Here is a 24294-nt window from a genome sequence, read left to right as displayed (position 1 = left end):
TGGGCATGTCAGCCCAACGATCTGACATGGCGTATGGCAGTTCCAGCGGAGTTGGCGGTAGATGTTCGCGGTGTCGCCCGCGTGGCCTGCCGTCTGAGTGATGCTGCGATGAACTGCCCGACCGTGGGTGTTGCGGCGGCCCCAATTCGTCTTCCGTGTCGTCCTGACTTTTATCACCGAATCGGACATTAGTGGTCGGGATCGCGCTGACCTGGGTTGATGGGTTGGTGTGGGCTGGGATTTGCGCACTAATTCGGCGTTCGTAGGCTACGGGTGTGGCGTATGTGCGGACGGTGAAGACGGCGTCGGGAGCGACGGCGGTCCAGATCGTGCATTCCTCGCGACGTGGGTCACGCTCGATTGAGCATCTGGGTTCGGCGCACGACAAGGCTGCGATCGAGGCATTGAAAGCTGTTGCGGCTCAGCGCATCCTTGGCGATCAGGGTGAGCTGGATCTGGGATTCGGGTCGGCCGGGGTGTCGGGTGGGCCGTTGCCGATCACGTCGTCGAAGATGGCGCACCTGTGCGAGGCGCTGTCGGGGGTGTATCGCGAACTCGGTTTCGCCCGCGCTACCGGCTCTGACCAGGTGTTTGAGGAGTTGGTGATCGCCCGAATCCTGGAGCCGACCAGCAAGCTCGACTCGCTACGCGTGCTCACCGAGGCCGGGCTGACGCCGATGTCGTATCCCACGCTCAACCGGCGGCTGCCGATGTTTGCTGAGCCGGTGTGGCGGCAGAAACTGGCTGCGGCGTGCGCGGCGTATGCCGGCCTGGACTCGGCCACCCTCGTGTTGTACGACGTGACAACGCTCTACTTCGAGACCGACAAGGCCGACGGCTTCCGCGAGCCCGGATTCTCCAAAGAACGCCGCCTTGAACCACAGATCACTGTCGGGTTGTTGACCGATGCGTCCGGGTTTCCGCTGATGGTGGAGGCTTTCGAGGGCAATAAAGCAGAAACGTTGACGCTGATGCCGACGTTGCGGGCGTTCATGACCGCCCACCGGCTCACCAACGTGACTGTCGTCGCGGATGCCGGCATGATCTCCGCGGACAATAAAGCAGCGATCGAAGAAGCCGGCCCGTCGTTCATCCTCGGTGAGAAGATCCCGACCGTGCCGTACGTGATCAGTAAGTGGCACAACGACAATCCCGGTCGTGAGATACCCGACGGGCGGTGTTGACCCAGCCGTGGCCGGCGACATCCAAGACGCGCCACCGCCGTAACCAGGTGGTCTACTACCAGTACAAGGCCGACCGGGCGCGCCGGTCACTGCGCGGTATCGACGAGCAGATCGCCAAGGCGCAGAAGGCAGTCGAGGGCAAGGTCCCGGTCAAATCAAACGCAACCGGTTCGTCACACTCAAGGGCGCGGCCAAGAGCGTGAACCGCGACTTGGAGACCAAAGCCCGAACTCTGGCCGGATGGAAGGCGTATGCCACCAATATCGACTCGCCCACAAGCGATTTCGTGATCGGCACCTACCATGAGCTGTGGCGGATCGAAAAGAGCTTCCGGATGTCGAAATCCGACCTGGCCGCGCGCCCGATCTTCCATCGCAAAGAGGACTCGATCCGCGCACACCTCGCAGTCGTGTTCGCCGCCCTCGCCGTCACCCGCATCATCGAAGCCCGCACCGGCTGGTCGATCAAGAAGTTCGTCACCACAGCCCGCCGCTACCGCACCATCACCGTCCAAGCCGGCGAGCACACCATCACCGCCGCCGACCCCATCCCCGACGACCTCAACGAAGCACTCCAGGCCATCCGAGAACCTACGCACTAATTGATAAAAGTCAGGTACTGATCAACGAGATGTCGCGCCCGTTCAAGTTGTGCAGCGAACTGCTTCGTCTTGCGCTTACGTCCAAAGGTTCGGAGGGTCGCAGCGTCGAGGTCGGCGTCGCTGATCCCCGGGTTGTCGGCTCGAAGCAAGCGCATTGCGTTGGCAATCTCAGCTGGGCTGATCTCAGTGAAGGGGCGGTCGACAGTGCTGTCGTTGGGCCGGAACTCTGTCCATGTTGCTGGATCGAGATCGGTTGGCCAGACACACTTGTCGCCATCGATGACCAGCTCGGTCTGCTTGATCTGGTAGACCAGCTTCTTCTCGCGCGCCGGCCAAAGCCGTTGGACTCCAAAGGATGCAGCTGTGAGCTGGGCGAGCCGATTGATGTGTATCGGGCCTTCGAACTCCGCGATCTCGGTTGCGACAGCACGGACCTGTTCCTTGGCGACCTTTTTCGGCAAGGCGTCGAGGACATCGACATCACCGACCACGACGACTGTCCACGGTTCGAACTCCGACCGTCCGGAGCCGATGGTTGGGGTGTTCGCAGAGTCGGAGCGCTTCAACACGAAAGGGTCTGGGCGAACGACGTCCGAGTCCGGCTCAGCTTCGGCACCGGGCTCCGCCGCCTCGGTGTACGGTTGCGTTAGCGTCGGTGCGACGTGCTCAGCGATGACTTTCGCCTCCACCAAGGCGTCGAAGGCTTCGTCACGCAGCTTTCGCGCATCAGCGGCACCCTGGTCGTCGCCGAAGTGCTCGAGGAGTCGTACCGCGAAATCACTTGCGCGCCAGGCATCCAATGTCGTCAGGTCATCATGGTGTGCCCACCGGTTTCGGACAATCCGCAGTTCGTTGCCGAGAGTGGTGACCACGCGTGTGTAGTCATCGAACGGGAACCCGAGTTTGCCGAGGCGTTCTGTGATCATTCTGAGTTGCGATTGCAGGTCGGCTGCAGAGTAAGACTTGGGTGGTTTGCCCTTCATCTTGTCGAGCTCACTCAGGACTGTCGGCCATGGAAGGCCGCCGAGGCTGGGCGCCAACTTGGTGCCGATGATCGGGTCGAGTCGCTGCGCGAGGTGGTGCAGACTTTGATCGACGGAGTGGCGTGGATCGAAGGTCACTGTGCTGTCTCCTCAAGTGCCCGCGTGCCTTTCACGGCGAGCCAGGTCACGAGGCGGACTTCGTGCTTCTCGACATCGGGGAGGGGTTCGCGTGGCGGTGGTGCGCTGATTCCGGCCTCGTCGAGCACCTCGGTGATGAGCTTGATGCGTTCCTCGTCAGTGCGACCTTGGTTGATTGCCCCGCGGACCTGACGCGACACTTTGGCGGAGGGGACGCTGCGTAGGCGATTGGCGAGCGCGATTTGAGCGTCCCTGCCCAGGTATCCACCTCTCTTGAACACGAGTGCGTATGCGTCCCGGAAGGACAGTGGCAGGTCGGGTTGGAACGCGTTCGGGTCGGTTAGCTCCTGCCAGACGTTGTAGACGCTGTCGCGGGCGACCTCCCACGCGTCGAAGGCGTGGTCGTAGACCTCGTCAGGGAGCCATCGATCAGCGCTGGCGTTCTGTGGATCGGCGACGCGGAGGGACAGCAGGGTGTCCGAAGAGATCAGTGGGTGGCCGTCTTCGTTGTGGCGGAGCGACCAGTCGTCGTCGACCGGCACGTATCTGAACCAGGGCTTCGGGCTCTTTCCGATCTTGATACAGAAGACGTAGCCGTTGCCGTTCACCACTGGGTTCACGAATCCGCTTCCCGAACCGTAAGGGAGACCGAGGATGTCGGCTTTCAGCAGCGGGTCCATGTTGAACGCACTGGACAGTCGCCGACGGTACTCCTCGCCGGAGAGTGAGGCACTCGATCCACCGGCGTCGAGCAGCTTCTCGAACTCGTCGGTGACTTGGTCGTCGGTGAGATTCACTTCGTGTCCTGGTCCGCGGCCCGGCAGTACGTTCCCTGCCCCGACTGCCGCATCGGCTAGCGCTAGCTTTGCTTCCAGACGTGCCTCTAGGTCCAGCAGGGCGTCGAGGCGTTCGGCCGGGAAGAAGAGCCCGAGGTGGACGTAGTCGTGTTTGGAGCCGATGCGGTCGACACGGCCGTGTCGCTGCACGATGCGCATGGGGTTCCATGGCAGGTCGTAGTTGATCATCTGCCCGGCTTGTTGGAGGTTCACGCCCTCGGAGAGCACATCGGTGGTGAAGAGGATGTCGAACTCGTCCTTCGCCGCTGGCTCGCCCTTCGCGTTTCGAGGTCCAGCCGTCGCGGGTGCGAAGCCGGCGATGGTTGACGCTCGGCCTCCTTGGTCGACGCCGCCGGTTGCTCCGCGTTCGTGGGTTTTGGCGTAGGAGCCCATGATTGGCGGGGCGATGCGAGCCCGGTAGTCGGCCAGCGGAGATCCTGCGGGCGCTGATTGGATTGCTTCCACGACGGCGTCGTGGATGGGGATGATCGTGTCGGTGAAGGCCGAGAAGACGATGACTTTCCTGCGGTCGGCATGCGAGAGACCGCGCGGGTCGACGCGCTGCGCGTCGGCCGCAATCGTCGTCAGTTCCTCGACGAGTTGCTCAACCTTGGGCTCGACACCTTCGATCACAAGGTGGGCGAGATCTCGCAGTTCACACAGCAGAGCGATGTCGGACTCGACGTCACCCTGAAGTTCGGTGAGGTGGTAGCCGTCGACCGATTCGATCTGTTCGTCGTTGTCGAATTCGGCCACGAAGGCGTCGAGGTCGTCAGAGTCGGAGGAGACCCATTCACTCAGCGCTTCGCCTTTGAGAACGAAGCCCTTTCCGAGCGCCTCCAGGAAGCTCTCGTGGGAGGCGATCATGTTTTCCAGAGAGGCGTGGAGCGCCTGTGGACTGGACTCCAGTCGCTTGAGGAGACCAGACCGAAGCAGGCCTGCGTTTGTGATCTGGTATTCCTGCAAGTCGTGGTCGACCGTGTACATGCTGGAGAGATAGCGCGCGAGCATCAGCCGCTGCGGATCGCGACTGCGTTCTTCCCACGCGCGTGAGGCGTGTGGATCGGTCGGGTCGTCGAGCGCGTAGACCATCGCGTCAATGAGCGCCAGGCCGTCATCGTTGAGGTCGTAGTCGATACGGCGAACCTTGGGCTGCGGGAACTTCAGAGTTGTCAGCTTCCCATCCGCGCCCCGGATCAGCTCGTTGGCGTAGTGCTCCTTGACGAACTTTCGGGTGCGCCGCACGGCAACCTGATCCATCAGGTCAAACAGATGCTCGGGTGTCAGATTGGCGGGGTCCATGGCCTGCGCCTGCTTGATGTACTCGCGGATGCTCGGTATTCCCAGCGCCGCAAAGCGGGCGTCGTCGCGGATGAAGTACTTCACCAGAGTTTCAAGATCGGTGAGCGAGTTATTGACCGGCGTAGCAGTAAGCAGCACAACGCGTTTGGACCCGCCGGCCGTGATGACTCGATCCACGGCACCTGAACGCTGTGCTCCGGAGTTGCGCAGGTTGTGTGCCTCGTCGATGACGACGAGTGAATAGTCTGCGACCTCTTGGAGGAACGCATCAACTGGTCCCCTGTCGGGGTCGAGGCGGTTGCGTACCTCCTCGTAGGAGTAAACCTTCACCCAGCGGCTGAAGTCGTAGGATTCCAAGAATGGTTCCCACATCGACGATTTCAGCGCGGCCGGCGCGACGATGAGCACCCGTTGCCGATTGATGTTTGCCGTTCGGTAGATGACCTCGCCGGCAAGGTAGGTCTTGCCCAATCCCACCTCATCGGCGACCAGGACACCGCCGTGCTCGTCGAGAAGGCGCTCCATACGCACCACCCCATCCGCCTGAAAGCGCGTCAGCTCAAGGCGCGTGTGAGGTTCAGGGTTCTCGTCGGAATCGAGATGCTCGCCGTACAGTTCCCAAAGCATGCGAAGATAGATCGCCCACGGCGTATGAGGATCCCACAGACGGCCATACAGCTCTGCAAGGTCATACGAGTCGCTCTGTGACCAGTAGTGCTCGAACCACTCACGCACCTTTCCCGCCGCGCCCGTCCCACCACCCGTGCCGAGATTCAACTCGGCATTTCGGGCGAGGCCGGCGTAGGTCATGTTCGACGACCCCGCGATCGCCGCCTGCGTTGCGTTGTCCTCGACGAGGTAGGTCTTCCCGTGGAGGAAGCCACCCGAGTAGCGACGGACCTCGACTCTTGGATTTTGTTCGACGTCCATGCTTTTCAGCCACTCGACCATCCGCTTCGCCTCGGCCGTAGGAATACGAGCAAAGCCCATTGTGTCCCGCTCCGCTTCCAGCCAGGCCTGGTGGTGTTCGATTGCCGCGTCTCGTCGTGCGTCCTGATCGGAGTCACCCGAGGTGATCGCTCGGACCGATTCCTCCTCGGGTTCAGCACCGAGCAACAACCGAACTCGCGGTGCTAGTTCCAACTCGTCAGCAAGAAGCGCGAAACCAGCTGGGTTGACGTAGGCCGTCGCGATAGCAATCGGTGGAGCAGTCACCTTGTTCTCACGCAGCAGACAGAACAGTTCATTGACTTTGTCAGCAACCGTGAGTCCCGCTTCGGTCGATGCGTGATTGGTCGCAAAGTCGGGCAGTTGCGTCATGCCTTACCTTTCCACTCTCGATAGTGAGTAATGACCGCGTCGAGCCGGGCCTCGTAGTTCCAACCACGGTGGAAAGTTGCAAACATGTGCTCGACCTGATCCTCCTCAAGGCCGTACAGCAGACTCACCAGCGCATCGAGTTCGGCAATCAAGCTTTCTTTCTCCGCGGCCGATTTCACTGAGCTGACCCGAACGCCAACCGCGGCCGCCCAGTCGGCGTAACGCTCGTCAGCGGCGGCGAGCTTTCCAGCGACCTCTACCATGCGCTTCGTCAGCGGAGTACCGGGTGAGTATCTGGGCACGGGCATCGGATTCATCAGGTAGAAGTTGAAATTAAGCTCGACCCACCGTCTGGCCGCCCAGTCGAATGGAATGCTGCTGAGAACGCCGAGCAAGTATGCCTCCGCCTTCGGATCACCTTGAACGGTCACAACAATCTGCCCAGCCTCGGTGATCGAGTTCCTTGGTGGAATGAGGCATGCGATTGAGGTACGGCTGTCACTTGGACGCGCGATTTTTCTGAAGACGATCCTGGCGTGATCCATCGGAAGGTCTTTCGCGCCGAAAGTCATCCCGAAGTACGCGGACCTGCGTTGCCGAAGTTGCGCCGCGAGCTTCTTTTTCAGGTGCGCACGCAGCTTCGAAGTGACACTGTACGCATACGGGTCGCCAGCGTCAGGCATCCACAAATTGAAGGACGAGCCAGCAAGTACGGGTGTCTTACCCGCACCCTTTGACAGATCAAAATCATAGAGTGCGCGGTTGTTGGTCGAATGTAACTCGTTGGTGAGACGAAACTCCCAGCCCGGACGGGCATCATCGAATCGCGGGCTCTGCTTCATCTGCCGGAAGATGCTGGCCGACTTCGCATCGGGTATTAACGGGAACGAAACCGAGTCCGACCAAGAGGAAAACTCATTGCACGGAACTGACGCAACAGTATCCGCACCGTTCCGGAACTCTTGCTCGCTCGAAAATGGGCCAGACCAGCGCACAAATCGGTCGCCGCCTTTTTCCACAACGGTCAGCCCAATCGTGTAGCGCGGCTCCATGTCGAAGGCCCAGCGGCCAGTATTCGAGATAAAGCACACGTCGGTGAAGGAGCCTTTGGTCAACACGAGTCGCCGCCAGTGTTCAAGGGGCGATCCCGACAGCGCTGTTCTTGGGAGCACGACCGCACTTCGTCCCGCGTGCCGCAGTAGTTGCCAGTTTCGCCAAGCGAACGCCTGGTAAAGGTCGATGTCCCCGCTCCCAAGAACAAATGGGCCTGTCCGCAGCACGGTGGCGTAGGCGTCAACTGTCTGTCGTTCAGCCTCATATTCGTCAACGAGGTCCGGTCGCGCCTTCTGGAAGGCAACGAGTCCGGCTCGTTTCTGCTTCTGCGGCAGTGAACGCAGCCCCGGCATCCTGAGGCCCCACCACTTCTGTTCCTCGACCTTGACGGTCTCCCAGGGAGGGTTGCCAAGGATTACATCAAACCCGGGCCGATCACGCAGAAAGACCTCTGGAAAGAGGTACGGCATGTGAGCTGGGTTGAGTTGCTCCGCGGCTTTCGCTGTCTCGGGGCGCTCAAGGACTGATTGCAAGGACGGTTTGTCCACAATTAGTCCAGGCTGGATCCAACCGATCCGTGCAGCAACAGCAGCGTCAAAGATCTTGTTTGCGGTAGCTGCAGACGCACGCGCTCTAGCAAGCATCCGCGCGCCCTCTTGCACCTCTGCCTTGTTCGCCTCGCTGGCGCTTGCAACATCGATAAGCAGGGTCTTCGAGGACGCCAATTGATCGGTGAGAATTTCATCGAAGAGGCTGATCTCACCCGGTTTACGGCCGGGCTGCAGAGCATCGAGTGCCTCGTCGATTGTGCCGATACCAGTAAGGCTATTGGCGTTCACCAACCCATGGTCGAGGTTGCTCATAGGGAGGCCGGGCACGAACGTGTGAATCCACAGGGCGAGGCGAGCCAATTCGACCGCCATCGGATTGATGTCGAGGCCATAGACGCAGCGGCGCGCGACTTGCCGACGCAGAAGGCCCACCTCGTCGACCTCGCTCTTGGCGACATCGTCGGTGCCGAGAGCGTTCCGTGCGACCTCCGCGAGCCTTAACAGCTCCTCGACAACGCCTGGAACTGCATGGTCCGTAAGGAAAGTGCGCATGAGCGCTTCGATCTTGTCGACGGCCGCGACTAGGAAGTGCCCAGAGCCCATCGCGAGGTCTGCCGCGCGGAAATCGAAGAAGTCACGTGCAGCGGCGGATGCATCACCGTTGTTTAGGTGATCGGCAATCTTCTGTAGATGGACACCGAGTGCGGGGACAATCGACCGCTCTATGAGGTGATCCACGACTATCTTTGGCGTGAAGTAGGAACCGGTCGCTTTTCGCTCTCCAGACGCTGTGTGGAAGTAGACCTCCCCGGAGCGCGCCCACACCTCATCACCACGCTTCGCCGGTACCCACGCTCCATTCTTGTCAACCGTGAGGTTCTCCTCGGCAAGAGAGAGCGAACTCTCCAGGAGGCCCTCGTAGATAGTGCCGAACTCGCGAACGCTCAGCGAGCGGAAGTCGACAGCGCCGAGTACTCCGTCCTCGTTAATGTCAATGAGAAGACTCTTGAGCGCTGGGCCGAGCACATTATCCGGCAGCTCGATTCGCTTTATAAGTGCGCCTTCGGGCGATCGGTCCGGGTCCGTGGAGAAAAGCCCTCCGTTATATGCGGGAATCTGCCACTGCGGGTTACCGTGATCGATCGCGTTCCACACCTGCACGAGGTCGAACCAGATAGTGGATGAATCTCCGAAGTCGCTAGTATCCGCGTCGAGTAATCGTCGGGCGTTTGTCTTGAGGCTGTTTGCGTCGAAGCCCTCGTTTCGGCCAGACGGCAGAAGGCCACGGTCCTCGGCATATGCCTGGAAGATCAGTCGAAAGAGAATATGAAGGGTGACACGGTAGGCGAGCGCGAGTCCATCAGCATCGAGTTTCACACCTGCGTTCTTCGCAAGACGGTGTGCGACTTCGACCGCCAGAGGAGGAACAATCTCGTCGTAAATTCGCTCCCGAAGGCGCGCGCCCAACTCTGTCGCGTAACGGGCACTGTCGCGCAGCAGTCCATCTGCTGTGCCATCGGCGACGAGTGCATCCGCAGAAAACACCAGGGGAAGCAGGGCAGCGAACTCGGAATCGATGGTCGACAAGTCGACCTCGAAGAACGTGTCGGCCTGGCCCTTGGATCCAACGCCGACACCGTCGCGGCCCGGGTACAGCCTGATCTGATCCTTCCGAAGCACGACGAGCCACGGAACCTCCTGCCTCGACGCGACCGCCAGGCCAAACGCCACCGGCGAAAGCTGGAAGCGCTGGGTCTTAGTGTCAAAGTGCTCGGAGTCGTCAAGTAGAACTGCAACCGCGCGAGGCGGGTGGCCACCCGTCGAAAGCAGCATCGTTCCGTTTGGCCCTGGTGACGTGCCGAACCCAAGAGCCTCGACAAGCTGCCTACCCCGCTTGCTGAGCAGTGGCGCGGCGTTCTTGCCGAGAGCCTCCCAGTCGGATCGCTTCGGGACATTGCTCGTAATGTGGTGCGTCGCAAACAGACCGCTATTGGTAAAGCCCACGACACCCGTAGTGTCGTTCGCCTTCCGGAAGGCTGCGTATCGCTCCGTCGCGGCCAGCACGTCAGGTTCGGCAAGCACGGACTGAAGCTGACGCTGAGCCTGTTCGATCGGGAGTTCAACGGCCTGCGCCTGAGGGTCAGGGCCAAACATGTAAGCGGTCTCGTCGTGGAGTATTGCGATGATGAGCTGGACCTGCGTCTTGCCCTTGCGCGCGTTAAAGAGTTCTCGAAGCACTTGGCGGGACGGCGCCGAGGCAGCACGCGCGACAGCAACCTGGAAGCCTCCGAGGTGGTGCGGGTCCGGGCCGAAATAGACCTTCTCAGGAGCAACCCCGTCGGGCGCGGACGCTGCAGTCCACTTCACGGTCTTGTCGGCGCTCAAACGCACAGCTGTACTCCTCCGGCTCACCTACGGGCTGCCATCGTGCCGCCCGGTCAGAAACCTTATCGGCGTCGGCCGACGGAATGGGGGAAGTCCTGGCACCCGCCGGCGGTACTGACTCGATGGAGCTTCACGCGATCCAGTGATTCATAGCCAACAATGAGTACGTGTCCTCGAAGACGAACGACCTGCCCTACCGCGTCATGAAGCTAGCCACCGATATGTTCGCGCGCGAGACAGGATTCAGCGGCCCCGAGATCCACGAGATCTTTGCCGAGTACACCGATGCGCTTGGCCCGTACCAGGGCTGGGGTGGTGGAGCCATGTCACGGTGGCAGATCTTCCAAGCTGGCCTCAAGTCAATGCCGTTGCAGCAGCAGAAGACCTTTCTGCTCGAGCTCTGCAGCTACGACGGTGGCAGTAGGTACGGAATGCCTCCAGACGAGGAGATCGAGAAGCTCCGTTCGCTCCTATTAGCCGATGGGACCCCAGGTGCCAAAGCAGCCAGCCAAGGCTTGGAAAAGCTGGAGGACTGGCAGGCAGTCACAAAGTCGTGGACGGCGGCGCTGGGCAAGGTGACGTCCGACCCAGACGGCGCGATCACCGCTACTCGCACAACGTTGGAAAGTGTCTGCAAGCACATCTGCGACGAACGGTCAGTTGCTTACGAAAACTCCTGGGACCTCGCGAAGCTCTACAAGGTTGCGGCATCGGCGATGGAGGTCTCGCCTGACCAGCACTCCGAACAAATCATCAAGCAAATTCTCAGCGGCGCTGCAACAGTCGTCAGCGGCCTCGCCGGAATGCGAAATGCCCTCAGCGATGCTCATGGTCGTGGCAAACGCTCCGTTGGCCCTGCACCGCGGCATGCGAAGCTCGCGGTCAACGCGGGGTTTGCAATTGCCGGGTTCTTGATCGATACCCACATCGAGAAACCGGATAGGAAGGCGTGATCCCCGGAGTACGTCGGTACATAGTCATAGCCCGCATACGCGCTGCACGGGACACGTCAACCCAATGTCCCCACAATCAAAGGTTTTGGCGAGCCATCGAGCCGCCCGCGACAAAACCAAAGGTCAGGCTACGATTCCGCAACCTGACCTGATGTACCACTTTGAGCTGAACTGCTCCGTGGTGGGCGAAGGGGGACTTGAACCCCCACGTCCCGAAGGACACTGGCACCTGAAGCCAGCGCGTCTGCCATTCCGCCACTCGCCCGTGGCCGCCGATTGCTCGGCGGGCATGTTCGTCGGTCTGGGTGGACCAACGGACCCGAGAACGATAACAGTCGGGTTGGTCGGGATCCAAACTCGTTTGATTCGGCTCGTTCGCGCCGAGCCGGAGGGGGCGGGTTGGGTGTGTGGTTGCGTGTGGTTTCGACGCGGGGCGGCTCGTTCCTCGCCGTCCCGGCTCAACCAACAGTGGGACGCGGGGCGGCTCGTTCCTCGCCGTCCCGGCTCAACCAACAGTGGGACGCGGGGCGGATCGTTCCTCGCCGACCCGGCTCAACCAGCAATGAGGGACAACGCGCATCCGGAACACATCTCTGCACGTCGTGCGTTGAGATGGTGAGTTGGCGAAGATGGTGTTGCGAATGTTACACACGGTGCACCAGTTGTCTTGATGGCACGATCTTTTGCGTATGTCGCTATCATCAATCAAGGCCAGATGCACGGCGACACGCTCAATAGCCGCGAAAGGAGGTCGAGGGTGGGGATCCTGCAACGGATCGAGCGCAAACTAGAGGGCGCTGTCGATGACGGTTTTGCGCGCGTTTTCGGTGGTCAGGTGGCCCCGCAGGAGATCGAGAACGGGCTGCAACGGGAAGCTGAGGAATCTCTTCGAGACCTCGGCGACGGGACCATCCTCGCCGCCAACAGCTACTCCCTGTTGTTCAGTCCGACCGATCATGACCAGATCGCGGCCGAATATGAGCTGAATCGCAAGACGTTCTCCAAGCATTTGGAAAACTTCATCAAAGACAATGGGTGGCAGACATACGGCAAGGTCGTCGTAGAGTTCGATCAATCGTCGTCGTTGCACACGGGAATCTTCCGTGCGCGCGGCACGGTCAATCCGGACGCAGAGCCGCGTCCGGTCGCGGCCGCCGCGCCCGGCGCCCCCCGCGGGCCCGGACCCAGACCACAAGAGAATGCCCCACTACCAGTAGGAGCCCCAGACATGACGCAGAACCCCGGATACGACCAGCGCAGGGGCGCCGATCCCGCGTACGGCCAGCAGGGTGGCTATGACTACCAACAGGGGGACTACCAGCAGGGCGAGTACCAGCAGGGCGGCTACGACCAGTACGGCCAGCAGGGCTACGACCAGCAAGGCTATGACCAGCAGGGCTACGGCCAGCAGCAGCCCGGCTACGACCAGGGTTACGGACAGCAGCCCGGCTACGGACAGCAGGGATACGACCAGGGTCAGCCCGCCGGCTACGGCCAGCAGGGTTACGACTACCAGCAGGGCGGTTACGACCAGGGCTACGGACAGCAGCCGGGCTACGGCCAACAGGGATACGACCAGGGCTACGGCCAACAGGGTTATGACCAGGGTTACGGACAGCAACCCGGCTATGACCAGTACGGCCAGCAGCCCGGCTACGGCCAGCAGGGATACGACCAGGGCTACGGACAGCAGCCGGCCTACGGTCAGCAGCCCGGCTACGACTACCAGCAGCAGGATCCCGCTTACGGGCGCGCGCCGGCCGGCTACGCCCCGTCGTCGATCACCCTGCTCCTCGAAGACGGCAGCAACCGCACCTTCCAGCTGCACGAGGGCTCCAACGTCATCGGTCGCGGCCAGGACGCGCAGTTCCGTCTGCCCGATACCGGCGTCTCCCGCCGGCACGTGGAGATCCGCTGGGACGGCAACACCGCCATGCTGACCGACCTCAACTCCACCAACGGCACCACCGTCAACGACGTCCAGGTCAACAGCTGGGAACTCGCCGACGGTGACCGCATCCGCGTCGGCCACTCCGACATCACCGTCCGCTTCCAGTAAGCGCCCGTCACAGCAACCGTGACCGAAGTGCCACATCGCGCTGCGGTCACGGTTGATACTGAACTGTCATATCCGAATGACGGAGATCGAGGCTTCTGCCCATAAGATGCAGTCGGGTCCGCTGATTCGACTGGCGCCTGGGGCGGGAGAGCGAATGGACTGTGCAGACGTGACGGCGCTGGAGGTGAACGCGAGATGCAGGGCTTGGTGCTGCAGCTGACCCGTATCGGGTTCCTCCTGCTGCTGTGGCTTTTCGTATTCGCGGTCATCCGCACACTGCGTTCGGACATCGCCGCCGCCGGTGGTCTGCGGATTCCGCGCTATTCCGGCGGTGAGAAGCGTCGACGCAGTCCCGCCGCCCGCGGATCGGCCCGCTATCTGGTGGTCACCCACGGCGCGCTGGCCAACACCCGCATCAGCCTCGGCAATCAACCCGTGTTGCTCGGCCGCGCCGACGACTCCACCCTCGTCCTCACCGACGACTACGCCTCCGAACGTCACGCCCGGCTCTCGCGACGCGGCGACGACTGGTACGTCGAGGACCTCGGCTCCACCAACGGCACCTACCTGGACCGGACCAAGGTCACCACCCCGGTCAAAGTCCCGATCAGCACGCCGATCCGCATCGGCAAGACCGTGATCGAGTTGCGCCCGTGACCCTTGTCCTGCGCTACTTCACGCGAAGCGACCGCGGCCTCGTCCGCTCCAACAACGAGGATTCGGCGTACGCCGGTGCGCGTCTGCTCGCCCTCGCCGACGGTATGGGTGGTCACGCCGCGGGCGAGGTGGCCAGCCAGCTCGTCATCGAAGCACTCAGCTCTCTCGACGCCGACGAACCCGGCGGTGACCTTCTCGGCGCCCTCGAGCGGGCCACGCGCGCCGGCAACGAGGCGATCGCCGCGCAGGTGGAACGCTCCCCCGAACTCGAGGGCATGGGCACCACGCTGACCGCAATCCTGTTCGCGGGCAACCGAATCGGCTTGTGTCACATCGGCGATTCCCGCGGCTACATGTACCGCGACGGGCAGATCAGCCAGATCACCCGCGACGACACCTTTGTGCAGACCCTCGTCGACGAGGGCCGGATCACGGCCGAGCAGGCGCACACCCACCCGCAGCGATCCCTCATCATGCGCGCACTCACCGGCACCGAGGTGGAACCCACCCTGACCGTGCGCGAGGCCCGCGCGGGCGACCGCTACCTGCTGTGCAGCGACGGCCTGTCCGACGTCGTCACCGAGGAGACCCTCGCCGAGACGCTCGGCTCCTTCCCCGACCCGCGCGAATGCGCCGACCGCCTCATCGAACTCGCTCTGCGCGGCGGCGGCCCCGACAACGTCACCGTCGTCATCGGTGACGTCATCGACACCGAGTACGGCGAGTCGCGGCCCATCGTCGGCGGTGCCGCCGGTGGCAACGAGGACGCCTACACCCCGAATCCGACGACGGCCGCCGGTCGTGCCGCGGCCCTGCGTCCGCCGCCGTCGGACCCGCAGCGACCCAGCGTCCTCGACGAGCCGGCACCGGCACGCAAACGCAGCCATCTGCGACGCTGGCTCTCGCTGGCGGTTGCCGCGCTCGTGGTGATCGCACTGGTGGTGGGATTCTTCGTGTTCCGCGCGGTGGTCTACAGCAACTACTACGCGTCGGCCGACGAGGGAAACGTCGTGATCAACCAGGGCTCACCGGACGAGTTCCTCTTCCGCACCATGAGCCGTCCGGCCGAGAAGGTGTGCATCACCAGCTGGCAGGAAGGAAAGATCGAGTTCACCTCGTCGAACAACGTCTGCCAGCGTCCCCTGCGGATCGGTGACCTCCAGCAGGCCGGGGTGGCGTCGATCAACGGCCACAGCATCAAGAACCTGAGCCTGCAAGAGGTACAGAACAGCATCAACCGCATCCAGCTGCTCCCGCCGTGCCGCGCAACCGAGCCGACCCCGCCGCAGGGTCCCTCACCCCGTACCGACGGCATCCCGAGCACCGGCACCACGGGCACGCTCACCCCGCGTCAGGCGCCCACCCCCGGTCCGCGACCGGGCCCGGCCACCCCGGAGAACGGTGACACCAGCACCACGGAGTACCCGGCACCGCCGACGAGCGGGGCTCCGGAGACGAGCGGGGCTCCGGAGACGAGCATCCTACCGGCCGACGTGGACTGCCGGCAGAAATGAGCCAGCCCACGCCCGCTTCGCACGCACCCCCGCGGCAACCGAACGAGCAGACCGGCCGCAACACCGAGTTGCTGCTGCTCGTCTTCGCCATCGGGCTGGTGACGGTCGCACTGCTGATGGTGCAGGCCGCGCAGGATCAGCCGATCACACTGGCGATCCTGAAGTACGTCGGCGCCTACGTGCTGCTGTTCGGCGCCGCACATTTCGTCATCCGGCGCTATGCCCCACACGCCGACCCGATCCTGCTGCCGGTGGTGGCGGTCCTCAACGGACTCGGCCTGGTGCTCATCCACCGGCTCGACCTGGGGACCGCGAGCAACGACTCCCCCAATCCGACCGAACAGACCAGCAACGCCGACCAGCAGCTGCTGTGGGCGTTCCTCGGGATCATCGCGTTCTCGGCGGTGCTGATCGTGGTGCGCGATCACCGCACGTTGTCGCGCTACGCCTACACGCTGGGCCTCGGCGGTCTGGTCTTCCTCGCGATCCCGGCGATCCTGCCGGCGAGCCTGTCCACGATCAACGGCTCCAAGATCTGGATTCGCACCCCGTTCTTCAACATCCAGCCCGGTGAGTTCTCCAAGATCGCGATCATCATCTTCACTGCGGCGTTCCTGGTGTCCAAACGCGACCTGTTCACCACCGCCGGCCGCCACTTCCTGGGTATGGATTTCCCGCGGGCCCGCGACCTCGGCCCGCTGCTGGCGGCGTGGGTGATCGCGATCGGTGTCCTCGCCTTCGAATCCGACCTCGGTACCTCACTGCTGATCTTCTCGACGATGCTGACGATGGTCTACGTCGCCACCGAGCGGGTGAGCTGGCTGGTGCTGGGTCTGACACTGTTCGCGCTGGGCGCGGTGCTGGCGTACTCGCTGTTCAGTCATCTGCAGGTGCGTGTGGCCATCTGGCAGGACCCGTTCGCCGACTTCTACGGTTCGGGCTATCAAATCGGGCAGAGCCTGTTCGGCCTGGCGACCGGTGGACTGCTCGGTACCGGCCTCGGGTCGGGACGACCCAACTCGGTGCCGTTCGCCAACACCGACTTCATCATCGCGACCATCGGTGAAGAACTGGGCCTGGCCGGCCTCACCGCGATCCTGCTGCTGTACCTGGTGCTCGTCATGCGTGGGCTGCGGACGGGTGTGGCCGTGCGCGACAGCTTCGGGAAACTGCTGGCCACCGGCCTCGCGTTCACCATCGCGATGCAGGTCTTCGTCGTCGTCGGCGGTGTCACCAAACTGATCCCGCTGACCGGCCTGACGACACCGTTCATGTCCTACGGCGGGTCGTCGCTGCTGGCGAACTACATCCTGCTGGCGCTGCTGGTCCGCATCTCCGACGCTGCGCGCGAACCGGACCCGGCCAAACGCCGGCCGGCTCCCAAACCGGTGGAATCACTTCCGACACAGGCGGTGTCGAAGCCATGAACAAACCCATCCGCCGAGTGTCGGTGGCCGTCATCGTGATGATCCTCGCGTTGCTGGCCAACGCCACCTACGTCCAGGTCTTCAAGGCCGACGCCCTGCGCACCGACAGCCGCAACGACCGCATCCTCATCGACGAGTTCTCCCGTCAGCGCGGGCTCATCACCGCCGGCGGCACCGTCATCGCGCGGTCGGTACCCACCACCGGCCGGCTGAAGTTCCAGCGCGAATACCCGCGCGAGACCGCACTGGCCTTCGCGCCGATCACCGGCTATTTCTCGTTCATCTACGGCAACAGCCAGATCGAGGACGCCGAGAACGGCATCCTCAACGGCTCCGACGACCGCCTCTTCGGCCAGCGGTTCATGGACATGCTGTCCGGGCGTGACCCGCGTGGCGGCAACGTGGTCACCACCATCGACCCCCGGATCCAGCAGCTCGCCTACAACGCGCTGCGCAACGGACCGTGCGACGGTCCGTGCCGCGGTTCGCTGGTGGCCCTGCAACCCAACACCGGCAAGATCCTGGCGATGGTCTCGACCCCGAGCTACGACCCCAACCTGCTCGCCAGCCACGATTCCGACGCACAGATCCAGAGTTGGAACCGGCTCACCGGGGACCCCCGGCAGCCGACGCTCAATCACGCCATCAACCAGCTGTACCCTCCCGGCTCGACCTTCAAGGTGATCACCTCGGCATCGGCGTTGCGCGACGACGTCACCACCGACGTGCGGCTCACCGCGGCGCCGTCGATCGTGCTGCCCGGCACCAGCCAGACGCTGGAGAACTACGACGGGGAGACCTGCCCGGGATCGTCCGGGGGAACCGTGACGCTGGAAACCGCGTTCAAGTTCTCGTGCAATACCGCGTTCGCCGACCTGGTGACCACGAAGATGAAAGATGCGACCACAGTGTTCACCGACACCGCCCGACAGTTCGGGATCGACCAGCCCGGCCCCGACATCCCGATGAGCGTCACCGAGTCCACCGTCGGCTCCATCCGCTCGGCGGACGTGCTGGCGCAGTCGGCCATCGGGCAGCGTGACGTGCGACTGACCCCGCTGCAGAACGCCGTGATCGCGGCGACCGTCGCCAACGGTGGGGTGCGGATGCGTCCGTACCTGGTGGATAAACTGCAGGCGGCAGATCTGCGCACGCTCAACACCACCCAGCCGACCACGGTCAACCAGCCGATCAGTGCCGACCAGGCGTCGACGCTGACCCGGATGATGGTGTTGTCCGAGCAGGAGACCCGGGGCAGCGGAGGTGCGGTGTCGGTGGCGTCGAAGACGGGCACCGCCGAACTCGACGACCCGAATGCGACGCCGGTGACCTGGTACATCGCGTTCGGCCCGTCGACCAACGCCCAGGTGGCACTTGCGGTGGTCGTCGAGAACGGTAGGAATGGCGTGAAGTCGGTGGGCGCGGATCTCGCACCGATCGGGCGGGAAGTGATCAACGCGGTAGTGGGAGGTGGCGGCCGATGACGTTGCAGAACGGCATGACCATCGCCGATCGCTACCGCCTGATGCGTCTGATCGCGACGGGCGGCATGGGCCAGGTGTGGGAGGCCCTCGACACCCGGCTCAACCGCCGGGTGGCCGTGAAGGTCCTCAAGGCCGAGTACACCAACGATCCCGAGTTCATCGCCCGGTTCCGCGCGGAGGCGCAGACCACCGCGAAGCTGAACAATCCAGGCATCGCGAACGTCTTCGACTACGGCGAGACGCCCGATCGTCTCGGTGGCGAACCGCTGGCCTACCTGGTGATGGAACTCGTCGACGGCGAACCGCTGAACTCGGTGATCTCCCGGCTGGGCCGGTTGTCGCTGACCAACACCCTCGACATGCTCGAACAGACCGGGCGTGCCCTGCAGGCCGCGCACAGCCAGGGTCTGGTGCACCGCGACGTGAAGCCCGGCAACATCCTCATCACCCCCGCCGGGCAGGTGAAGATCACCGATTTCGGTATCGCCAAGGCCGTCGACTCCGCCCCCGTCACCCAGACCGGCATGGTGATGGGCACCGCCCAGTACATCTCGCCCGAGCAGGCCACCGGCGACGAGGCGACCGCCGCGTCCGACGTGTACTCGCTCGGCGTCGTCGGCTACGAGTCGCTGACCGGGCGCCGCCCGTTCCTCGGGGACGGCGCGATCACCGTCGCGATGAAGCACATCCGGGAGACCCCGCCGCCGCTGCCCGGCAATCTGCCATCCGGTGTGCGGGAACTCATCGAGATCACCATGGCCAAGGATCCGCGGCAGCGCTACGCCAACGGCGGCGAGTTCGCCGACGCGGTGGCCGCGGTGCGGGCCGGTCGTCGGCCACCGCGCCCGGGGACCGCGGCGGCGGCCGGGGTCGCTGCCGGTGCGGCCGCCGGTGCCGCGCTGGGCCGGACCACATCGACTGCCGCGGCCACCGGGCGCCCACCCACATCCCGCGCCTCGGCTCCGGTACCTGCCCAGCCCGACAACAGCTGGACCACGGGGCAGAAGGTGCTGGCCGGCGTCGCTGCCGCGCTGCTCGCCGGTGCCATCGGGCTGGTCGCATTCTGGTTGCTCACCAACGGGACCGACGATCCGTCGACACCGGCACCGTCGACACCGACCACGGTCACCGAGACCCAGACCACCACGGTCGAGCCCACCCAGGAGAACACCCAGGACACCCCGACTCCCACCCGGACGCGGACCACGACCACGACGACGTCCGAGGAGCCGACCACGACGACCACCACCCCGCCGACCAGCGAGGTACCCGAGACCACCGACACCGGGGCGACCACCGCATCGCCCTGGTTCACGATCCCCTCACTGCCATGATGTCGACGCCGCATCACCTCTCCGATCGGTACGAGCTCGGTGAAACGCTGGGCTTCGGCGGCATGTCCGAGGTGCACTACGCGCGTGACCTGCTGCTGCACCGGGACGTGGCGGTCAAGGTGCTGCGCGCCGACCTCGCCCGCGATCCCTCCTTCTATCTGCGGTTCCGCCGTGAGGCACAGAATGCGGCAAAGCTGAATCATCCGACGATCGTGCAGGTCTTCGACACCGGCGAGGCCGAGACCGACGAGGGTCCGCTGCCGTTCATCGTGATGGAGTACGTCGAAGGCGAGACGCTGCGCGACATCCTGCGCGCCAACGGTCCGGTCGCGCCGCGTCAGGCCATGACGTGGATGGCCGATGTGGCCGCGGCGATGGACTTCTCACACCGCAACGGCATCGTGCATCGCGACATGAAGCCGGCGAACGTGATGATCGACAAGTCCGGTGCGGTCAAGGTGATGGACTTCGGCATCGCCCGCGCGATGAGTGACACCAGCGCGACCATGACCCAGACGTCGGCGGTGATGGGCACCGCGCAGTACCTGTCGCCCGAACAGGCCCGTGGGATCAAGGTCGATCCGCGCAGCGACATCTACTCGATGGGCTGCGTGCTGTTCGAGCTGCTCACCGGCGAGCCGCCGTTCACCGGGGATTCGCCGGTGGCCGTGGCCCATCAGCATGTCCACGAGGATCCGCCGTGGCCGTCGCATGTGAAACCCGAGATCCCGCGGGAGCTGGACTCGGTGGTGCTCAAGGCGATGAGCAAGAACAAGGACAACCGCTACCAGTCGGCGGCCGATCTGCGTGCCGATCTCATCAAGGTGCTGGCCGGCGGTAAACCGTCGGCGCCACTGCTGCTGTCCGACGAGGAACGCACCGAGTTCATCGACACCGGCCCCCGCAAGGCCATGCGCGCCGACACCGGCGGCACGCATCGCCGCGAGGACGGCGACGCCGAGCCGCCTCGTCGTCGCTCCCGAAAGCTGATGTTCGGGGCCGTTGCCGCCGTCCTGCTGCTGTTGGCGGTGCTGTTCGTGTTCTGGGCGCCGTGGAGTTCGGACTCGGCACGTCAGGTCGCGGTCCCCGACGTCGCCGGCTTGTCCGCCCAGGACGCCCAAGCGGCCCTGACCAAGGCGGGTTTCCAGGTCAAGATCCTCGACGAACCGAGTACGACGATCGACGCCGGGCATGCCACCCACACCGCACCGGGCGGCGACAACGTACTGGCCGCCGAAGGGTCGGAGGTGACGCTCTACATCTCGTCGGGTCCGCCGCGCGAGAAGATCCCCGATGTCCGCGGGCAGACCCAAGACGAGGCGGTGGCGTCGCTGAACCGGCTCGGCTTCACCAATGTTAAAGCGGTGCGCGTGGATTCGACGGCCGAGCTCAAGGACAAGGTCGTCGAGACCGCGCCGATGATCGGCATGGAGGTCCCGGTCAGCGGCGTCGTCGAACTCCGCATCGGCAACGGACCCAAGGTGGTGACCGTGCCCAACCTCGTCGGCCAGACGCAGGAGCAGGCGCGGATCTACCTCGAACAGATCCAGCTCCGGATGGCCGTCGTCCAGGTCGATTCCGATCTGCCCGCCGGGCAGATCGTCAGCTCCTCACCGAACGCCGGGCAGGAGGTCGACGAGGGCAGCGTCGTCCAGGTGTCCGTCTCCCGGGGCAACATGTTCGTGATGCCCAACCTCGACGGTCAGACGCCGGCACAGGCGTCGGCGGCTCTGTCGCGCCGCGGATGGCAGGGCACCACCCTCACCCAATCACCGCGCAACGTCCCACTCGTCAGCCCGGACGGCGGGAAGGTCGTCGATCAGGACCCGGCGCCGGGGAGCAAGGTCCGCAAGGACGGCGCGATCTCGATCGTCGTCGGGCAGCCGAGCCTGCTGCCGAACTGAGCTGTCGCCTCAGCCGACGGCCGAGGCCATCTCGGCCTCGAGGGCCGCGACTCGCTCCTCGGGAACGTCGATGCCGCAGACGGCGAGCCAGTTGGCCAGCATGCGGTGCCCGCCCTGGGTGAGCACGCTCTCCGGGTGGAACTGCACGCCGTGGATGGGTAGCTCGCGGTGCGCCATCGCCATCACGATGCCGCTGTCGGTTCGGCCGGTGACCACGAGTTCGTCGGGGATGGTCTCCGGCAGCACCGTCAGCGAGTGATAGCGCGTCGCGGTGAACGGACTCGGCAAACCGGCCAACACGCCGACGTCGGAGTGGATGACCTGAGAGGTCTTGCCGTGCAGCAGTTCCGGAGCACGGTCCACGGTGGCGCCGAAGGCGGCGCCGATCGCCTGGTGTCCCAGGCACACACCGAGCAGCGGCTTCTCACGTTCGGCGGCGATACCCACCATCGGCATCGTCACACCCGCGCGCTGCGGGGTCCCGGGTCCCGGGCTGAGCAGCACCCCGTCGAAGTCGTCGATCACGGTGGCGAGCTGATCACCGGTGACGTGCGGATCGTCGTTGCGCCACACCACGGCCTCGACGCCGAGCTGCCCCAGATACTGGACCAGGTTGTAGACGAAGCTGTCGTAGTTGTCGATCACGAGGATGCGCTGCACCCCGACAGGCTACCGCCGAGCACGGCGCGGTTCCGCATCGATTATCGACCGGCTTGATTCCCGGGTTCCGGTGAGCTCAGAGCGGTATCTCGCGGCAGCGACCAGGTGAGATACCGTAGAGGTGAGTGTTTGTGCGTCTACAGAGGAAGTCATGCCGAAGTCAAAAGTCCGGAAGAAGACCGACTACACCATCAACCCGGCCAGCCGGACTCCGGTCAAGGTCAAGGCCGGGCCGTCCAGCACGATCTACGTGGGCGTCATGCTGGGTCTCATGCTGCTCGGGCTCGCGTGGCTCGTCGTCTATTACCTGGCCGCCACCCCCAGCACCTTCGGCGACGAAGGACAGGCGCTGCACTGGATGGCCAATCTCAACGCCTGGAACTTCCTGATCGGCTTCTCGCTGATGGTCGCCGGTCTGCTGATGACGATGAAGTGGCGCTGACCTGCACCAACGACGCGTCCCGACTTGTCCACACTGTGGAAATTACATGTGTGTAAGTCATCCCCACTGTGAGTAACTCCTGTGGATAACTCTGTTGACCGCTCCTGGGCGACGCCCCGGGCCGCCGCATTCGCGCTGTGTGCGGGCGGGCTGATCCTGCTCGGCGCCGCCGTTCTGGCCGCGCCCGACGCCGTGGGTCTGCTGATGATGGGTGTGGCCGGCGTCCTGTTGATCGCCTTCGGCGGGTATGCGCTGATCATCCGCCCGCGCCTGGCGATCGACGACGCCACTCCCCCGCGCCTGGTCATCCGCACGATCGGCGGCACCCGCACCTACGCGCCGGAGGAGATCGACCGTATCCGGCTGCTCTCACTGCGCCGGGTGGGTCGCCGCGTGGGCCAACTCGAGTTCGACCTCCTGCCGGAGGCACCTGTCGCGCACGCCGGATCCGGCCCACGCGAGGACACCAAGCTGGTCGTCTTCAGTCGCTGGGATCTGGGTGCGGACCTGCTGGGCGTCGCCGACGAACTGCGACGGGCCGGCTTCGACGTCGAGGACGCGCGACCGTTGGCCTGATCGGCCGACCGCTCAGCGCAGGATCGTCGGCCCGTCGTAGAGCATTCCCGCTCCGACGCCGAGCCCGAGCGCCACCACCAGCAGGGTCACCAGGGCGGCCCAGGCGACCCGGTTCGCCGACGCCGCGTCGAGCCGGGCTCGCGGTAGGACGAGCCCGGGCAGGTAGACGATGGCGGCGGTGGCCGCAACGCCGAAGGCGAGTCCGCCCAGGTGTGCCATCAGCGAGATCCCCGGCAGGGACACCGACAGCACCACGTTGAAGCCGATGATCACCAGCACCGGTGTGGCCGGCACGCGCGCCTTGAGCACGATGACGAGCATGGCGCCAATCAGGCCGTAGATCGCGCCGGATGCCCCGGCGGTCTGGACGTTGTCGGCTTCGAACAACATCACCGCGGCGCTGCCACCGAGCAGCGAAATGAGGTACACCGCGAGGTAGCGGTAGGTCCCGAGAGCGCGTTCGAGATCGCGCCCGATGATGTAGAGCGAGATCATGTTGACCGCGACGTGCATCACCGAGAAGTGGAGGAAGCCCGCGGTCAGCAGGCGCCAGTATTCCCCTTCTCCGACAATGCCTTTCACGAGCGAGCCATCGGACATGAGCGCGGCGTTGCCGGGGTTGGTGATGCCGGCCTCGGCGACGCACAGCCCGAAGACGATGAGGTTGATGACGATCAGCGCGTAGGTGACGTACGGGGTGTCGCCCGCGACCGCCGACGACCACCGGCGTCGAGGAGTGGTGGCCGTCGACTGCTGGATGCCGTCATTGCGCAGGCAGTCCACGCAGTGCTGCCCGACCGCGGCCGGACGCAGGCATTCGGGACACGCCGACCGCCCGCACCGGCTGCAGGACAGACCGGTCGGGCGGTCGGGGTGGCGGTAGCACACAGCCGCCTGAGGCGGCGTGTACGGAGGCATCGTCATCTATCTG

15 protein-coding genes, 1 tRNA gene and 1 pseudogene are annotated in these 24294 nt (G+C 64.2%); 11 read left to right on the top strand and 6 right to left on the bottom strand.

The features are described 5' to 3' along the window. Positions 1 to 275: 275 nt before the first annotated feature. Positions 276 to 1785: pseudogene (locus GBRO_RS00195) on the top strand (IS1634 family transposase). Here the strand turns inward: GBRO_RS00195 and GBRO_RS00190 are convergent. The 3 genes from GBRO_RS00190 to GBRO_RS00180 are packed head-to-tail and all read right to left on the bottom strand — an operon-like array spanning position 1782 to position 10359. Next, positions 1782 to 2906, bottom strand: coding sequence for a DUF3320 domain-containing protein (locus GBRO_RS00190; protein WP_012831986.1), 1125 nt, complete (start codon positions 2904 to 2906; stop codon positions 1782 to 1784). The pseudogene GBRO_RS00195 and the gene GBRO_RS00190 overlap by 4 nt on opposite strands. Beyond that, positions 2903 to 6364 (bottom strand): SNF2-related protein, encoded by a 3462-nt coding sequence (locus GBRO_RS00185; protein ID WP_012831985.1) that lies wholly within the window; start codon positions 6362 to 6364, stop codon positions 2903 to 2905. Before GBRO_RS00185 ends, GBRO_RS00190 begins: the two co-directional genes overlap by 4 nt. Then, positions 6361 to 10359: an Eco57I restriction-modification methylase domain-containing protein gene (locus GBRO_RS00180; protein ID WP_012831984.1), complete on the bottom strand. Its 3999-nt coding sequence runs from the start codon at positions 10357 to 10359 to the stop codon at positions 6361 to 6363. The genes GBRO_RS00185 and GBRO_RS00180 overlap by 4 nt, the downstream gene beginning before the upstream one ends. A gap of 161 nt (positions 10360 to 10520) precedes the next feature. On the opposite strand from GBRO_RS00180, the gene GBRO_RS00175 reads away from it, so the two are divergent. Continuing rightward, complete coding sequence (locus GBRO_RS00175) at positions 10521 to 11306, top strand: abortive infection family protein (protein ID WP_012831983.1); 786 nt, start codon at positions 10521 to 10523, stop codon at positions 11304 to 11306. A 179-nt stretch (positions 11307 to 11485) separates the two neighbouring features. Here the strand turns inward: GBRO_RS00175 and GBRO_RS00170 are convergent. Further along, positions 11486 to 11571: transfer RNA gene (locus tag GBRO_RS00170), tRNA-Leu, on the bottom strand. A 492-nt stretch (positions 11572 to 12063) separates the two neighbouring features. On the opposite strand from GBRO_RS00170, the gene GBRO_RS00165 reads away from it, so the two are divergent. The 7 genes from GBRO_RS00165 to pknB all read left to right on the top strand — a co-directional run bounded on the left by GBRO_RS00165 (position 12064) and on the right by pknB (position 21685). Beyond that, complete coding sequence (locus tag GBRO_RS00165) at positions 12064 to 13365, top strand: DUF3662 and FHA domain-containing protein (protein ID WP_012831982.1); 1302 nt, start codon at positions 12064 to 12066, stop codon at positions 13363 to 13365. A 195-nt stretch (positions 13366 to 13560) separates the two neighbouring features. After that, positions 13561 to 14022 (top strand): FHA domain-containing protein FhaB/FipA, encoded by a 462-nt coding sequence (locus GBRO_RS00160; RefSeq protein WP_012831981.1) that lies wholly within the window; start codon positions 13561 to 13563, stop codon positions 14020 to 14022. Next, positions 14019 to 15536, top strand: a complete 1518-nt coding sequence (locus tag GBRO_RS00155; RefSeq protein ID WP_012831980.1) for a PP2C family protein-serine/threonine phosphatase — start codon at positions 14019 to 14021, stop codon at positions 15534 to 15536. Before GBRO_RS00160 ends, GBRO_RS00155 begins: the two co-directional genes overlap by 4 nt. Beyond that, entirely contained in the window at positions 15533 to 16963 is a 1431-nt protein-coding gene (locus GBRO_RS00150) for an FtsW/RodA/SpoVE family cell cycle protein (protein ID WP_012831979.1), read from the top strand. Before GBRO_RS00155 ends, GBRO_RS00150 begins: the two co-directional genes overlap by 4 nt. Next, a complete protein-coding gene (locus tag GBRO_RS00145; protein ID WP_012831978.1) occupies positions 16960 to 18447 on the top strand; it encodes a penicillin-binding transpeptidase domain-containing protein in 1488 nt (495 codons plus the stop codon). The genes GBRO_RS00150 and GBRO_RS00145 overlap by 4 nt, the downstream gene beginning before the upstream one ends. Further along, positions 18444 to 19781, top strand: a complete 1338-nt coding sequence (locus tag GBRO_RS00140) for a protein kinase domain-containing protein (RefSeq protein WP_012831977.1) — start codon at positions 18444 to 18446, stop codon at positions 19779 to 19781. Before GBRO_RS00145 ends, GBRO_RS00140 begins: the two co-directional genes overlap by 4 nt. Continuing rightward, positions 19781 to 21685 carry a Stk1 family PASTA domain-containing Ser/Thr kinase gene (gene pknB / locus GBRO_RS00135; protein ID WP_041920088.1) on the top strand — a complete coding sequence of 635 codons (1905 nt, stop codon included), beginning with the start codon at positions 19781 to 19783 and terminating at the stop codon, positions 21683 to 21685. Before GBRO_RS00140 ends, pknB begins: the two co-directional genes overlap by 1 nt. Positions 21686 to 21694: 9 nt before the next feature. On the opposite strand, the gene GBRO_RS00130 is transcribed toward pknB, so the two are convergent. Further along, positions 21695 to 22345: an aminodeoxychorismate/anthranilate synthase component II gene (locus GBRO_RS00130; RefSeq protein ID WP_012831975.1), complete on the bottom strand. Its 651-nt coding sequence runs from the start codon at positions 22343 to 22345 to the stop codon at positions 21695 to 21697. Positions 22346 to 22496: 151 nt separating this feature from the next. Here GBRO_RS00130 and crgA point away from each other — a divergent pair, with 151 nt between their 5' ends. Continuing rightward, positions 22497 to 22787: a cell division protein CrgA gene (gene crgA, locus GBRO_RS00125; RefSeq protein WP_012831974.1), complete on the top strand. Its 291-nt coding sequence runs from the start codon at positions 22497 to 22499 to the stop codon at positions 22785 to 22787. An 81-nt stretch (positions 22788 to 22868) separates the two neighbouring features. Continuing rightward, positions 22869 to 23363 (top strand): PH domain-containing protein, encoded by a 495-nt coding sequence (locus GBRO_RS00120; protein ID WP_012831973.1) that lies wholly within the window; start codon positions 22869 to 22871, stop codon positions 23361 to 23363. Between the two features lie 12 nt (positions 23364 to 23375). Here the strand turns inward: GBRO_RS00120 and GBRO_RS00115 are convergent, their stop codons facing one another. Further along, a complete protein-coding gene (locus GBRO_RS00115) occupies positions 23376 to 24287 on the bottom strand; it encodes a rhomboid family intramembrane serine protease (RefSeq protein WP_012831972.1) in 912 nt (303 codons plus the stop codon). Positions 24288 to 24294 lie beyond the last annotated feature (7 nt).

The organism is Gordonia bronchialis DSM 43247 (genome assembly GCF_000024785.1).
In the GTDB taxonomy this organism is placed as follows: domain Bacteria; phylum Actinomycetota; class Actinomycetes; order Mycobacteriales; family Mycobacteriaceae; genus Gordonia; species Gordonia bronchialis.
The sequence above is the reverse complement of the archived record's forward strand: the minus strand, read 5'-3'. Positions and strand labels throughout refer to the sequence as shown.

Coding starts and splice junctions, on each gene's coding strand:
- GBRO_RS00185 (WP_012831985.1), bottom strand. CDS start 6,364: ATGACGCAACTGCCCGACTTTGCGACCAATCACGCATCGACCGAAGCG.
- GBRO_RS00160 (WP_012831981.1), top strand. CDS start 13,561: ATGCAGGGCTTGGTGCTGCAGCTGACCCGTATCGGGTTCCTCCTGCTG.
- GBRO_RS00150 (WP_012831979.1), top strand. CDS start 15,533: ATGAGCCAGCCCACGCCCGCTTCGCACGCACCCCCGCGGCAACCGAAC.
- GBRO_RS00145 (WP_012831978.1), top strand. CDS start 16,960: ATGAACAAACCCATCCGCCGAGTGTCGGTGGCCGTCATCGTGATGATC.
- GBRO_RS00140 (WP_012831977.1), top strand. CDS start 18,444: ATGACGTTGCAGAACGGCATGACCATCGCCGATCGCTACCGCCTGATG.
- pknB (WP_041920088.1), top strand. CDS start 19,781: ATGTCGACGCCGCATCACCTCTCCGATCGGTACGAGCTCGGTGAAACG.
- crgA (WP_012831974.1), top strand. CDS start 22,497: ATGCCGAAGTCAAAAGTCCGGAAGAAGACCGACTACACCATCAACCCG.
- GBRO_RS00115 (WP_012831972.1), bottom strand. CDS start 24,287: ATGACGATGCCTCCGTACACGCCGCCTCAGGCGGCTGTGTGCTACCGC.